Source organism: Aeromicrobium sp. Root472D3, assembly GCF_001426485.1.
Lineage (GTDB): Bacteria > Actinomycetota > Actinomycetes > Propionibacteriales > Nocardioidaceae > Aeromicrobium.
Map to the genome: position 1 here is coordinate 2,594,802 of NZ_LMET01000001.1, position 13,308 is coordinate 2,608,109.

The following is a 13,308-nucleotide window of genomic DNA, read 5'->3' on the forward strand; positions in this document are numbered from 1 at the left end:
GAACGGATCGTGGACACCCTACGCCTGTCGCATGACGTGGCCGAATGCGGCCGCAAGACGTGCGGGGTCGTGCTGGTCGGAGTCGGGGCCCGTCGCCAGGTCGGAGACGAACAGCCGCGCGCCGAGTGCGTGGGCCGTCGCCTCGAGGGTTCCGCGGTCGTCGACCAGGCTCGTGTCGGCGATGACGGCGTCGAGTCGCAGCTCGGGCGCGTGGGCCGCCAGGACGTCGAGGTGGTCGGTGGGGCTCAGCCCCTCGGTCTCGCCGTGCTGCTCGGTCAGGTTGAGCACGAGCGCCCGCCTGGCCGGCGTCGAGATGAGGACGTCGCGCAGCCCCGGCACCAGCAGCGTCGGCATGATGCTCGTGAACCACGACCCCGGGCCGACGACGACCCAGTCGGCCGCCTCGACGGCCCGCACGGCCTCGGGGCATGCCGGCGGGTCGCTGGGGTCGAGCCGCACCGAGATGACCTGGCCGTCGGTCGACGCGACCTCGACCTGGCCGCGGACGACCGTCAGCCGGTCGGGCGCCGACCGCAGGTGCACGTCGGCCTCGATGTCGAGCGGCACGTCGGCCATCGGCAGCACGCGTCCCTGCGCGCCGAGGAGGTCGCCGACCAGGTCGAGCCCGGCGACCTGGTCGCCGAGCTGGTCCCAGATCGCGGCGATCAGCAGGTTGCCGACCGCGTGACCGTCGAGCGGGCCGTCGCTGGAGAAGCGGTGCTGCAGGATGCCGGCCCACGTGCGCCCCCACTCGTCGTCGCCGCACAGCGCCGCCAGCGCCATGCGCAGGTCGCCGGGCGGCAGGCCGCCGAGCTCCTGGCGCAGACGTCCCGACGAGCCGCCGTTGTCGGCGACCGTGACGACCCCGGTCAGCTCGGTCGTCAGCCGGCGCAGCGCCGACAGGCTCGCCGCGAGACCGTGCCCTCCCCCGAGCGAGACGACCCGCAGGTCGCCCTCGAAGCGTTCGGGCCTCTCGGGGCGGGCGGGGCGCGCGATCACTCCCGCCCCAGGTCGCGGTGGACGACCAGGGTGCGGACGCCGCGGGCGCGCAGGCGGTCGGCGAACGCCTCGGACATCGCGACGCTGCGGTGGCGTCCGCCCGTGCAGCCGATCGCGATCGTCAGGAAGTGCTTGTCCTCGTTGAGGTAGCCGCCCGTGAGCAGCGCGACGAGCTTCTCGTACTGCTCGAGGAACTCCTCGGCCCGCGGCTGACCGAGCACGTACTCGCTGACGGGCTGGTCGAGCCCGCTGAGGGGCCGCAGGTCGTCGACCCAGAACGGGTTGGGCAGGAACCGCAGGTCGGCGACCATGTCGGCGTCGATGGGGATGCCGTACTTGAAGCCGAACGACATGACGGACGCGCGCAGGCCCGAGTCGGCGTCCTCGAAGGCCGCGTTGATGCGCTGGCCCAGCTGGTGGACGTTGAGGGTCGTGGTGTCGACGACGATGTCGGCGCGCCCGCGGATGCGGCGCAGGAGCTCGCGCTCGCGGTCGAAGCCGTCCATCAGGCGTCCTTCGCGGCTGAGCGGGTGCGGCCTGCGGGCCGCCTCCTGCCGGCGCACCAGCACCTCGTCGGACGCCTCGAGGTAGAGGATGCGCGACATCACGCCGACGTCGCGCAGCGACTCGAGCGCCTCGACCAGTCCCCCGAAGAACTCGCGCGACCGGGCGTCGACCACGACGGCGAGCTTGTCGATGTCGTCGGAGGCGCTGATGGTCTGGACGGCCCCCGACAGCAGCTCGGGCGGGATGTTGTCGATGACGTAGTAGCCGAGCTTCTCGAGGACCTTCGCGGCCGTCCCGCGTCCGGCACCGGTCATGCCCGTCACGATGACGAACTGCCTGAGCTGGGACATCTAGTCCTCCAAGATCTCGCCGGTCGCGGTGTTGACGGCCGGTGCGGCGTCGCCGGTCGCGAGCGCCTCCACGATGGATTGTGCCGTAGCCGCGCCGATGCCGGGTACCGTGGCGATCTCCTCGGCGCTGGCCGCCCGCAGCTTCTTGACCGAGCCGAACGACTTCAGCAGCGCCTTGCGCCGCGTCGGGCCCAGACCGGCCACGGGATCGAGCACGCTCTCGATCATCGACTTGCTGCGACGCCCGCGGTGGTGGGCGATCGCGAAGCGGTGCGCCTCGTCGCGCAGGTTCTGCAGCAGGTACAGGCCTTCGCTGTCGCGGGGCAGGATGACCGGGTCGTCGTCGTCGGGCAGCCACACCTCCTCGAGGCGCTTGGCCAGGCCGACCAGGGCCACGTCGGTGACGTCGAGCGCCTGCATCGCGGCGTGGGCCGCGGCGACCTGCGGCGGTCCGCCGTCGACGACGACCAGGGCCGGCGTGTACGCGAAGCGCTTGGGCTTGCCGGTCTCGGGGTCGATGCCCGGCCCGTCGTCGTCGTTGTCCTCGCGCGCCTTGAGCAGCGCGGTGAAGCGACGCGTGATGACCTCGTGCATCGCGGCGACGTCGCTCTGCCCCTCGTTGCGGATCGTGAACCGCCGGTACTCGGACTTGCGGGGCAGCCCGTCCTCGAAGACGACCATCGACGCGACGGTCTCGGTGGCACCCAGGTTGGAGATGTCGTAGCACTCGATGCGCAGCGGAGCGGTCTGCAGGTCGAGCGCCGCCTGGATCTCCTCGAGCGCGAGGCTGCGGGCCGTCAGGTCGGACGACCGCTTCATCTTGTGGCGCATGAGCGACTGCTTGGCGTTCTGCTCGACGGTCTGCATCAGGGCGCGCTTGTCGCCGCGCTGCGGGACGCGGATCGTGACGGGCCCCTCGCGCCGCTCGCTGAGCAGGGCCGTGACGGTCGCCGAGTCGGCCGGCATCGCCGGCACCAGCACCTCGCGCGGCACGGCGGACGCCGAGGCGTCCTGGTAGAGCGTCATGAGGGCGCGCTGCACGAGCTCGGGGAACTCGGCCTCGTCGGCCTTCTCAGCGACCCAGCCGCGCTGGCCGCGGATGCGTCCGCCGCGCACGGAGAAGATCTGCACCGCGATCTCGAGCGGGTCGTCGACGAAGCCCAGGACGTCGGCGTCGGTGCCGTCGCCGAGGACGACGGTCTGCTTCTCGAGCACCCGGCGCAGGGCGCCGAGGTCGTCGCGCAGCTTGGCCGCGAGCTCGTACTCCTCGCGTCCGGACGCCTCGAGCATCTTGGTCTCGATGCGCTTGGTGAACCCGGACGTCTGGCCGCCCATGAACGCCAGGAAGTCGTTGACGATCGCACGGTGCTGGTCGGGGCTGACCCGTCCGACGCACGGGGCGGCGCACTTGCCGATGTCGCCCAGCAGGCACGGGCGGCCGATCGCCTTCGACCGCCGGAACACCCCCGCCGAGCACGAGCGCATCGGGAACACCCGCAGCAGCGTGTCGACGGTGTCGCGGATGGCCCACGCGTGGCCGTAGGGGCCGAAGTAGCGGACGCCCTTGCGCTGCGCCCCCCGCATGACGGTGACCCGCGGGAACTCCTCGCCGACCGTGACGGCCAGCCACGGGTACGACTTGTCGTCGCGGTACTTGACGTTGAAGCGCGGGTCGAACTCCTTGATCCAGGAGTACTCCAGCGCCAGGGCCTCGACCTCGGTGCTGACGACCGTCCACTCCACCGAGCTCGCGGTGCGCACCATCTGCTGCGTGCGGGGGTGCAGGTTGGAGATGTCCTGGAAGTACGAGCTGAGGCGGGGACGCAGCGACTTGGCCTTGCCGACGTAGACCACGCGTCGTTCGGCGTCGCGGAACTTGTAGACGCCCGGCTCCGTGGGGATCTCCCCCGGAGCCGGACGGTACGTCGTCGGATCTGCCACCGAGCCGGCCTACGAGCCTGCGAGCGCGGGCGTCGCGGACCGGGCCTCGGCGAGCAGCGGCTTGAGGAACGAGCCGGTGTAGCTCGCCTCGACCTCGGCGACCTGCTCGGGCGTGCCCTGCGCCACGAGCATGCCGCCGCCGCTGCCGCCCTCGGGGCCCATGTCGATGACCCAGTCGGCGGTCTTGATGACGTCGAGGTTGTGCTCGATGACGATGACCGAGTTGCCGGTGTCGACGATGCGCTGCAGGACGAGCAGCAGCTTGCGGATGTCCTCGAAGTGCAGGCCCGTGGTGGGCTCGTCGAGCACGTAGACGGTGCGTCCGGTCGACCGCTTCTGCAGCTCGGCCGAGAGCTTGACGCGCTGCGACTCGCCGCCCGACAGCGTCGTGGCGGGCTGGCCCAGGCGGACGTAGCCCAGACCGACCTCGACGAGGGTGCGCAGGTGGCGGGCGATCACGGGGATGGCCTCGAAGAACTCGACGGCCTCCTCGATCGGCATGTCGAGGACGTCGGCGATCGACTTGCCCTTGTAGTGCACCTCGAGCGTCTCGCGGTTGTAGCGCGCGCCGTGGCAGACCTCGCACGGCACGTAGACGTCGGGCAGGAAGTTCATCTCGATCTTGATCGTGCCGTCGCCGGAGCACGCCTCGCAGCGCCCGCCCTTGACGTTGAACGAGAAGCGCCCCTGCAGGTAGCCGCGCATCTTGGCCTCGGGCGTCTGCGCGAACAGCTTGCGCACGTGGTCGAAGACGCCCGTGTACGTCGCCGGGTTGGACCGCGGCGTGCGGCCGATCGGCGACTGGTCGACGTGGATGACCTTGTCGACCTCGTCGAGACCCGTGATGGTGCGGTGGCGCCCGGGGATCGTGCGCGCACCGTAGATCGAGCGTGCCAGCTGCGTGTAGAGGATGTCGTTGACCAGGCTCGACTTGCCCGAGCCGGAGACACCCGTGACCGCGACGAACATGCCGAGCGGGAAGGCCACGTCGATGCCGCGCAGGTTGTTCTCCTTGGCGCCGAGCACCTTGAGCTCGCGGCCCTTGACCTTCTTGCGACGCTTCTCGGGCACGGGGATCGACTTGCGGCCCGACAGGTACTGGCCGGTCAGCGACTGCTCGCTGGCGTAGAGCTCGTCGACGGGGCCCGAGACGATGACCTGCCCGCCGTGCTCGCCGGCACCGGGGCCGATGTCGACGGCCCAGTCGGCGGCGCGGATCGTGTCCTCGTCGTGCTCGACGACGATCAGCGTGTTGCCGAGGTCGCGCAGGCGCACGAGGGTCTCGATGAGGCGCTGGTTGTCGCGCTGGTGCAGGCCGATCGACGGCTCGTCGAGGACGTAGAGCACACCGACCAGACCTGCGCCGATCTGCGTCGCGAGTCGGATGCGCTGCGCCTCGCCGCCGGACAGGGAGCCGGCGGCGCGGTCGAGCGCCAGGTAGTGCAGGCCGACGTCGAGCAGGAACCGCAGGCGCTCGTTGATCTCCTTGAGCACCCGCTCGCCGATCTGCCGCTCGCGGTCGCTCATCTCGAGGGTCGCGAGGTAGTCGCTCGCCTCGCGGATCGACATGGCCGACACCTCGGCGATGTTCTTCGGGCCGTGCTCGGTGGAGTTGAGGGTCACCGCGAGGATGACGGGGCGCAGCCGGGTGCCGTTGCAGACGCGGCACGGGACCTCGCGCATGAAGCCCTCGAGCCGCTCCTTGCTCGTCTCGGACTCGGTCTCGGCGTGACGGCGCTCGATGTAGGTGATCGCGCCCTCGAACTCGGTGTAGTACGAGCGGACGCGCCCGTAGCGGTTCTTGTAGCGGACGTGCACCTTGGTCGAGTGGCCGTGCAGGATCGCGTCCTGCACCTCGCGCGACAGGTCGCCCCACGGGGTGTCGGCGCTGAAGCCGAGCTCGTCGGCCAGCGCCCCGACCAGGCGCGAGTAGTAGTCGGCCACGTGCGCGGACGCCCACGGGACGACGGCGCCGTCGTTGAGCGACTTCGCGTCGTCGGGGACGACGAGCTCGGGGTCGACCTCCATGCGCGTGCCGAGGCCGTGGCACTCGGGGCACGCGCCGAAGGGGGCGTTGAACGAGAACGAGCGCGGCTCGAGCTCGTCGACCTCGAGCGGGTGGTCGTTGGGGCACGCGAGCTTCTCGGAGAAGCGACGCGTGCGGTTCTCGTCATCCTCGTCGAGGTCGACGTAGTCGATGATCACGAGGCCGTCGGCGAGGTTGAGCGCGGTCTCGATCGACTCGGTGAGCCGCTGCTGCGAGCTGGCCTTGACCTGCAGGCGGTCGACGACGACGTCGATTGTGTGCTTCTTCTGCTTGGCGAGCTTGGGCGGCTCGTCGGACAGCATGTGCACCTCGCCGTCGACGACGGTGCGGCTGAAGCCCTGCGTCTGCAGCTGGCGGAATAGCTCGAGGTACTCGCCCTTGCGGCCGCGGATGACCGGCGCGAGCACCTGGAAGCGCGTGCCCTCGTCGCCGGCCATGATGCGGTCGACGATCTGCTGCGGGGTCTGGCGGGCGATCGGCTCGCCGCACGTCGGGCAGTGGGCGCGTCCGGCGCGGGCGTACAGCAGGCGCAGGTAGTCGTACACCTCGGTGATCGTGCCGACCGTCGAGCGCGGGTTGCGGCTCGTGGACTTCTGGTCGATCGAGACCGCCGGTGACAGGCCCTCGATGAAGTCGACGTCGGGCTTGTCCATCTGACCGAGGAACTGCCGCGCGTACGCCGACAGCGACTCGACGTAGCGGCGCTGGCCCTCGGCGAAGATCGTGTCGAACGCGAGCGACGACTTGCCCGAGCCCGACAGGCCCGTGAAGACGATCAGCGAGTCGCGCGGAAGATCGAGCGAGACGTCCTTGAGGTTGTGCTCGCGTGCGCCGCGGATGACGAGGCGATCGGTCACTGGCTCCCCTGAAAAGTTGTGGATGCAGGGCAGAGTTCTGCCCTCGGTCATGGTAACGACGGCCCCCGACAGTTTCTTTCCGCGGAGCGGGTCGGGCTTCTCACACGTCCCCCGGTTGCGGCGGCGGCGCGGCGCCGCGTGCTCTGGCAGGCTGTGACCCATGACCTACACCGGAGAAGTCGAGGTCGGCGGTCCCGCCGACGTGCAGTCCGCGGGCGACCTGCAGATCACCAAGGTCGCCGTCGGCGAGATGAACAACAACGCGTACCTGCTGCGGTGCACGCTGACCGGCGAGCAGGTGCTGGTGGACGCCGCCAACGAGGCCGACCGTCTGCTCGAGCTGGTCGGCGGCGACGGCCTGGCCCGCGTCGTCACGACCCACCGCCACGGCGACCACTGGCAGGCCCTCGAGACCGTGGTCGAGCGCACCGGCGCCGAGACCGTCGCCGGCGAGCGCGACGCCGACGAGCTGCCCGTGCCCGTCGACGTCCGCGTGCAGACCGGCGCGCGGGTGCGCGTCGGGTCGTGCGAGCTCGAGGTCGTCGAGATCGTCGGCCACACCCCCGGCTCGATCGCCCTCGCGTACGACGACCCCGACGGCATCGTGCACCTCTTCACGGGCGACTCGCTGTTCCCCGGCGGCGTCGGCAAGACCTGGTCGCCCGAGGACTTCGCGACGCTGGTCGACGAGGTCGAGTCCAAGATCTTCGGCGCCTACCCCGACGACACCCGCGTGTACCCGGGCCACGGGCACGACACGACGCTCGGCGTCGAGCGTCCGCACCTCGCGGAGTGGCGCTCCCGCGGGTGGTGACGGCGGTCCCGTGAGCGGGTGGTGGCAGGTGCTGCCGGCCCTCGCGGCCGCCATCGCCGTGACGTGGGCGGTGCTGGTCGCGACGCTCTACGTGGTCGGACGACGCCACGACGACCCAGTGCGGCTGCGCGACGCGCTGCGCCTGATGCCCGACCTCGTGCGTCTGCTGCGCCGGCTGGCGTCGGACGCCTCGCTCCCCCGCGGCGTGCGGCTGCGCGTCGTCCTGCTGGGGCTGTACCTGGCGATGCCGATCGACCTCGTGCCGGACGTGATCCCCGTCGTGGGGTACGTCGACGACGTCCTGGTCGTGATCCTGGTGCTGCGGTCGGTGACGCGCCGGGCCGGGCCGCAGGCGCTCGACCGGCACTGGCCCGGCACGCGCGAGGGCCTGCGCGCCCTGCGCTCGCTGGCCGGGCTCGCCCCGGACGCCCCCACATGACCGCCCGCTGCGCCACACTGGTGCCGTGCTGCTCGCCATCGTCCTCGCCGTCCTCGCCGTGCTCGCCCTGTCGCTGTGGTCGCTGGTGCAGGCCGAGCGCCTGCGGCCCGTCAGGGCCGTGCTCTCGATGGCGGTCGCGATGGTCGCGATCGGCGCGTGGCTGATCACGGCGTGCGGTGTCGAGAGTCTCGACGTCGGCTACGGCTACGTCGCCAGCGGCGGGCCGCTGCCGACCCTGATCGTCGCGAGCCGGCCCCAGCTGGTCGGCGCCGCGCTCGTCTGGGGCGCCTCGATGCTCGTGGCCGGGGTCGTGGGCCGACACCTCACGAGGCGATCCACGCGCACCGCAGACTGACGGCACGAGCGGACGTCACTGCCGGGGCTTGAGCTTGCTGGCCGGCAGCCACGCGATCTGCGAGGCGTCGCTGTGCCGCTGCGTGCGGCTCGGGACGACGTAGACGACCTGCGCCTCGTAGCCGTCGGACGTGCGCCGCCAGCCCAGGACGAGCCCCGGGTACTCCTGCGCGACCTGCGTCGTGAGGTTCGAGAGGTTGACCCAGACGTGGTAGACCGGCGGGGGCTGCGGCACCTCGATCGCGTACGGGTCGGCGGCGGCGAGCGGTCGTCCGTCGATCGAGCCGTTGGGGTTCACCCCCGCAGGATACGTCGATTCGAACAGGTGTTCTAGTCCGCCCCCGACCTCTCCGTCACGGCGCACGGCGAGGTGCTGCCGGTGCACCGAGCCGTGAACCCGTCGGGCAGCCGGGGCGCGGTCGACGGGGAGGCGAACGGCGGCTCGTCCCGCCACGGCCCCTGCTCGATCGTGACCTCGGGCACGGGCAACGGCGTCGTGGTGCGCGGGAACGGCACCACCTCGGCCACCCGCCGGGCATCGGCCACGTCGTCGTCCGAGGCGATCTGCACCCCCGCCCCGACGCACGCGGCCACCGCTGCGGCGGCGAGGACGAGACGTCTCATGCCCGCATTCTGCCCCACCGCGCCGGCGCTCGTCTCGAGTAGCGGATCGACGCCCAGCGCCTACCGTGGTGGCATGAAGCTCATCGGCCCGGTCGCGCTCGCCGTCGTGCTCGCCGTCGCGCCGGCGGCCTGCAGCGGCTCGTCCGACTCGTCCGACGGCGGCACGCCCCGGCTCTCGGCCGCCGAGGCGATGGACGCCACCTGCACCGAGGTGCGGGCCGGCATCGACGAGTTCAACCGCGAGGACTACGCCGGGACCGTCGAGCACTTCGCCAAGGCCAAGGTGCCGGCGAAGGTCTACGCCAAGGTCAACGAGGAGCCGGAGGCCGACGCCCTGCTCGACGCCGTCGAGTACTACGCGAACCTCGCCCCGGAGAACTATCCCGAGGCCGCGCGCAGCTCGGAGAGCTTCGCCCGCAACAAGGTCATCACCCTCGAGCAGTGCGCCTCGGACGAGCCGATCGACGCGACGCCCGGCACCCCCGTCTAGGACGACTCGCGGGTCAGCGACACGTACACCGCGTTGACGGCCACGGCCTGCTCGAGCTCGGTCGAGACGCCGGCGAAGAACTGCGACCGGTAGGTCTCGTCGGTCACGGCGTAGACCGTGAAGTAGAGGCCCGCGAACGCCGAGAGGAACACCGAGACCTGCCACAGGTCGTTGGTGACGGGGATCAACCGCCCGAGCGACGACGGCAGCCGGGTGACGGGCTCCCCCGTCCAGGCCTCGACCGTCGAGTCGGGGATCGTCAGCGAGCCGAACACGACGAAGAACGCGAACAGGCCGAGGCTCAGCAGCAGCACCTGGACCGCCTGGTTGAATAGCAGCACCAGGACGAGGTTGGCCCGCGCGAACCGGGGCAGGTCGGGCGGAACCGCGGCCACGAGGCGCGACGCCTCCTCGGCCGGCGTGCCCGCGCAGCACTCGACGACGCGCGGCCCGACGACCTCGCGCTCGACCTCGCGCACCTCCTCCGGCAGCCGGACGAGCAGGAACACCGCGGCGATGACCGCGAAGAAGCCGACCGCGATCCACAGCACGTGGCGTGGCATCAGCGCCGCGACCTGCCAGACCTCGGCGTTGATGAACAGGAACGTCACGGCGAGCAGCAGCAGCGGCAGCGCGCGGGTCAGCAGCGGGAACATCAGCCCCAGCGAGCTGAACGTGCGCCGCACGGCCCATCGCATCATCGTGCCCATCCGCAGCAGACGACCCGCGAACAGGCCCAGCAGCGCCAGGAAGACCAGCAGGCCGACGGCCGTGCCGAGCGAGCCGCGGTCGGCCCAGGCCGCGCCGACCAGGAGACCCGCCGCGACCGAGACACCCACGATCAGGACGATGACGGCGACGATGCGCTTGCTCGACAGCCACCCCTCGACGGTGTCGGCGCGGTCGCCCGTGAAGTACGGCAGGCCGTGGTCGTCGAACCACGCCTCGATGTGCTCGACGGTGCGGGCATCGGGCCGGGGGGCGGGCACGGTCAGAAGGTGACGGGGAGCTCGTCGACGCCGAACACGAACGACAGCTGGCGGAACGTCAGCTCCTCCTGCGGGCGGGCGAGCGCCAGGTCCGGGAAGCGCTGGAACAGCTTCGGCAGCGCGATCCGCAGCTCCATGCGGGCCAGCTCGGCACCGATGCAGCGGTGGATGCCGTGCCCGAACGCCAGGTGCCCGGACGACGGGACGCGCGCGGGATCGAACTCGTCGGGACGGTCGCCGGCGACGTCCGGGTCGCGGTTGGCGCCGTTGAGCGAGGCGAGGATGACGTCGCCGGCCTTGATCTTCTGGCCGAACAGCTCCATGTCGTGCTTGGCGAAGCGCGGGAACGCGACCTGGACGACCGACAGGTAGCGCAGCAGCTCCTCGACGACCCGGTCGACGTCCTCGGGCGAGCCGCTGCGGACGAGCTCGGCGTAGGCCGGGTCGCGCAGCAGGACGATCGTGCCGAGCGCGATCATGCCGGCCGTGGTCTCGAAGCCGCCCGTGAAGATGCCGTCGGCCAGGCCCGCGAGGTCGAAGTCGCTGATCGTGTCGCCCTCGTCGCGGATGATCTGGCCGAGCAGGCCCGGGCCGGGCTCCTTGCGCTGACGGGCCACGGCCTCGAACAGGAACTTGCGCTGGTCGGACACCGCGCCGAAGGCCGCCGCGCCGCCGTTCGTGGCGTCGAAGCGGTCGCTGCCGAGCTTGGCGAAGGCCTGGCTGTCGGCGTAGTCGAGCCCCAGCAGCGCACAGATGGTCTGGAACGGGATCGGGAACGCGACCGCGGTGCACAGGTCGGCCCCCTGGCCGGCGGCCTCGAGCGCATCGAGCTGCGCGTCGACGAAGTCGCTGATCATGGGCTCGAGACGCGCGAGGCGGCGCATCGTGAACTCCGGCGTGACGATCTTGCGCAGGCGGGTGTGCAGCGGCGGGTCGGTGAAGCCGAGCCCGCCGATGTCGTCGGCCGTCGCCGGTCCGTCACCGTGGAACAGGTGCCGGATGTCGTTGCTGTAGCTGTCGCGATCGGTCAGGATCGTGCGCGCCTCGTCGTGGCCCGTCACGAGGTAGGCCGTGAACGTGAACGGCAGCTCGAGCTTGTGCATCGGCTCGGTCGCGCGCCACCGCGCGATCTCGGGCAGGGCGTCCATACCGTCGCGCTGCAGAGGGATCTTGGTCTGATCGGGGATGAACGACAGCGCGCTGAGGTCGATGCCGTTCTTCTGGATGCGTTTGACGAGCATCCGACCGACCCAACGGCGCACTCTTCCCTTGACGTCGATCACGTGAAGAAACTACACGTCACGCTTGCAGGTTCGCGCCAGCCGGTAGAGGGTGTCACGAAAGCGATGCCCACAGGCACGCACTTTCGATGGGGGCTGCATGACGACCGACACCGCGAATGCCGAGCGACCGACCGAGCTGAAACGGGTCATGGGGCCCAAGCTCCTCCTGCTGTTCATCGTCGGCGACATCCTGGGAGCCGGGATCTACGCCGTCACGGGGCAGATGGCGGGGCAGGTGGGAGGCATCGTCTGGCTGCCGTTCCTCCTGGCGTTCGTCGTCGCCACGATGACGGCGCTGTCGTACCTCGAGCTGGTCACGAAGTACCCGCAGGCCGCGGGTGCCGCCCTCTACGCCCACAAGGCGTTCGGTGTGCACTTCATCACGTTCCTGGTCGCGTTCGCCGTGGTCTGCTCGGGCATCACGAGCGCCTCGACGTCCGCCAAGACGCTCGCCGACAACTTCTCGGGCGGCCTGGAGATCAACGGCTGGATCGACAGCGCGCTGACGCCCGGTGCCATCACGGCCATCGCGATGGGCTTCATGGTCCTGCTGGCGCTGATCAACCTGCGCGGCGTCGGCGAGAGCGTCAAGTTCAACGTCGTCCTGACGCTCGTCGAGGTCGCGGCCCTGACGATCGTGATCGGCGTCGGCTTCTACGTCATCGGCCGCGGTGACGCCGACATGTCCGAGCTCGTGCAGTTCAGCGACTACGGCGACCGGGGCATGTTCCTGGCCGTCACGGCGGCGACGTCGATCGCGTTCTTCGCGATGGTGGGCTTCGAGGACGCCGTCAACATGGTCGAGGAGGTCGAGGAGCCCGAGAAGATCTTCCCCCGGACGATGCTGACGGGCCTCGGCATCGCGGTCATCATGTACATGTTCGTCGCCGTCTCGGTCGTCAGCGTGCTGACGGCACCCGAGCTCAAGACGATCGCCGACTCCGAGGGGCGCGCGCTGCTCGAGGTCGTCTCGAAGGGTGCACCCGACTTCCCGATCGACAAGGTGTTCCCGTTCCTCGCGGTGTTCGCGGTCGCCAACACGGCGCTCATCAACATGCTGATGGCCAGCCGCCTGCTGTACGGCATGTCGCGCCAGCGCGTGCTGCCCAAGCAGCTCGGAGCCGTGCTGCCCGGGCGTCGCACGCCGTGGGCCGCGATCCTGTTCTCGACGCTCATGGCGCTCGGCCTGATCTTCTACGTGACGCGCGATCCCGACAGCAACGTCGTGGCCAACCTGTCGAACGTCACGTCGCTGCTGCTGCTGTGCGTGTTCGCGGTCGTCAACATCGCGTGCGTCGTCCTGCGCCGTCGCCGCGACCCCGACGCGAAGACGTCGTTCCGCTCCCCCGGCCCCCTGCCGGCCGTCGCGGCCGTCCTGTGCCTCTTCCTGGCCGGCCCGTGGGTCGACCGCGACGGCGCGGTGTACGAGATCGCAGGCGTCCTGATGCTGATCGGTGTGGCGCTGTGGGCCCTCACGCTGCTGGTCAACAGGGCCACCGGCACCGGCACCGGCGACCTCGGGGAGCTCACCGACGACGTCGAGGTCGAGTAGACCCCGACACGACGACGAACGGCCGGCCCCCGCGAGGGGACCGGCCGTTCGTGCGTTCGCCT

The 13,308-nt window shown here is 70.8% G+C and carries 13 protein-coding genes; 5 read left to right on the forward strand and 8 right to left on the reverse strand.

The genetic code is table 11. From position 1 onward, the window contains the following. Positions 1 to 18: 18 nt before the first annotated feature. From yvcK to uvrA, 4 genes are read right to left on the reverse strand one after another with little or no spacing between them, the layout of a single operon-like run. The gene (gene yvcK / locus ASD10_RS12830) at positions 19 to 999 is read right to left on the reverse strand and encodes a uridine diphosphate-N-acetylglucosamine-binding protein YvcK (protein ID WP_200938268.1); all 981 of its coding nucleotides are present in this window, start codon (positions 997 to 999) and stop codon (positions 19 to 21) included. Continuing rightward, the gene (gene rapZ / locus ASD10_RS12835) at positions 996 to 1,856 is read right to left on the reverse strand and encodes an RNase adapter RapZ (protein ID WP_056609011.1); all 861 of its coding nucleotides are present in this window, start codon (positions 1,854 to 1,856) and stop codon (positions 996 to 998) included. Before rapZ ends, yvcK begins: the two co-directional genes overlap by 4 nt. Continuing rightward, positions 1,857 to 3,797 (reverse strand): excinuclease ABC subunit UvrC, encoded by a 1,941-nt coding sequence (uvrC, locus tag ASD10_RS12840; RefSeq protein ID WP_056609012.1) that lies wholly within the window; start codon positions 3,795 to 3,797, stop codon positions 1,857 to 1,859. It abuts the gene before it with no gap. 9 nt (positions 3,798 to 3,806) lie between these two features. Continuing rightward, complete coding sequence (uvrA, locus tag ASD10_RS12845; RefSeq protein ID WP_056609014.1) at positions 3,807 to 6,701, reverse strand: excinuclease ABC subunit UvrA; 2,895 nt, start codon at positions 6,699 to 6,701, stop codon at positions 3,807 to 3,809. Positions 6,702 to 6,861: 160 nt separating this feature from the next. On the opposite strand from uvrA, the gene ASD10_RS12850 reads away from it, so the two are divergent. The 3 genes from ASD10_RS12850 to ASD10_RS12860 are packed head-to-tail and all read left to right on the forward strand — an operon-like array spanning position 6,862 to position 8,309. Then, on the forward strand, positions 6,862 to 7,515 hold the full coding sequence (locus ASD10_RS12850) for an MBL fold metallo-hydrolase (protein ID WP_056609016.1): 654 nt from the start codon (positions 6,862 to 6,864) through the stop codon (positions 7,513 to 7,515). Between the two features lie 10 nt (positions 7,516 to 7,525). Further along, on the forward strand, positions 7,526 to 7,954 hold the full coding sequence (locus tag ASD10_RS12855; protein ID WP_056609018.1) for a YkvA family protein: 429 nt from the start codon (positions 7,526 to 7,528) through the stop codon (positions 7,952 to 7,954). A gap of 25 nt (positions 7,955 to 7,979) precedes the next feature. Continuing rightward, positions 7,980 to 8,309 (forward strand): hypothetical protein, encoded by a 330-nt coding sequence (locus tag ASD10_RS12860; protein WP_056609020.1) that lies wholly within the window; start codon positions 7,980 to 7,982, stop codon positions 8,307 to 8,309. Between the two features lie 15 nt (positions 8,310 to 8,324). Here the strand turns inward: ASD10_RS12860 and ASD10_RS12865 are convergent, their stop codons facing one another. Further along, on the reverse strand, positions 8,325 to 8,606 hold the full coding sequence (locus tag ASD10_RS12865; RefSeq protein WP_056609021.1) for a hypothetical protein: 282 nt from the start codon (positions 8,604 to 8,606) through the stop codon (positions 8,325 to 8,327). A 32-nt stretch (positions 8,607 to 8,638) separates the two neighbouring features. Further along, entirely contained in the window at positions 8,639 to 8,932 is a 294-nt protein-coding gene (locus ASD10_RS12870; protein ID WP_056609023.1) for a hypothetical protein, read from the reverse strand. A gap of 73 nt (positions 8,933 to 9,005) precedes the next feature. Between ASD10_RS12870 and ASD10_RS12875 the strand changes: the two genes are divergently transcribed. Beyond that, positions 9,006 to 9,422 carry a hypothetical protein gene (locus ASD10_RS12875; protein WP_056609025.1) on the forward strand — a complete coding sequence of 139 codons (417 nt, stop codon included), beginning with the start codon at positions 9,006 to 9,008 and terminating at the stop codon, positions 9,420 to 9,422. Here the strand turns inward: ASD10_RS12875 and ASD10_RS12880 are convergent. Both ASD10_RS12880 and ASD10_RS12885 read right to left on the reverse strand, forming a co-directional pair. Then, the gene (locus ASD10_RS12880; RefSeq protein WP_056609027.1) at positions 9,419 to 10,411 is read right to left on the reverse strand and encodes a hypothetical protein; all 993 of its coding nucleotides are present in this window, start codon (positions 10,409 to 10,411) and stop codon (positions 9,419 to 9,421) included. The two genes, ASD10_RS12875 and ASD10_RS12880, sit on opposite strands and share 4 nt — an antisense overlap. 2 nt (positions 10,412 to 10,413) lie before the next feature. Beyond that, a complete protein-coding gene (locus tag ASD10_RS12885; protein ID WP_056609029.1) occupies positions 10,414 to 11,652 on the reverse strand; it encodes a cytochrome P450 in 1,239 nt (412 codons plus the stop codon). Between the two features lie 139 nt (positions 11,653 to 11,791). Here ASD10_RS12885 and ASD10_RS12890 point away from each other — a divergent pair, with 139 nt between their 5' ends. Next, positions 11,792 to 13,246, forward strand: coding sequence for an APC family permease (locus tag ASD10_RS12890; protein WP_056609031.1), 1,455 nt, complete (start codon positions 11,792 to 11,794; stop codon positions 13,244 to 13,246). Positions 13,247 to 13,308 lie beyond the last annotated feature (62 nt).

What these genes read in the sequence shown, in the direction of transcription:
- ASD10_RS12850 (WP_056609016.1), top strand. Translation starts at nt 6,862, where the DNA reads ATGACCTACACCGGAGAAGTCGAGGTCGGCGGTCCCGCCGACGTGCAG.
- ASD10_RS12870 (WP_056609023.1), bottom strand. Translation starts at nt 8,932, where the DNA reads ATGAGACGTCTCGTCCTCGCCGCCGCAGCGGTGGCCGCGTGCGTCGGG.
- rapZ (WP_056609011.1), bottom strand. Translation starts at nt 1,856, where the DNA reads ATGTCCCAGCTCAGGCAGTTCGTCATCGTGACGGGCATGACCGGTGCC.
- ASD10_RS12885 (WP_056609029.1), bottom strand. Translation starts at nt 11,652, where the DNA reads ATGCTCGTCAAACGCATCCAGAAGAACGGCATCGACCTCAGCGCGCTG.
- ASD10_RS12875 (WP_056609025.1), top strand. Translation starts at nt 9,006, where the DNA reads ATGAAGCTCATCGGCCCGGTCGCGCTCGCCGTCGTGCTCGCCGTCGCG.
- ASD10_RS12890 (WP_056609031.1), top strand. Translation starts at nt 11,792, where the DNA reads ATGACGACCGACACCGCGAATGCCGAGCGACCGACCGAGCTGAAACGG.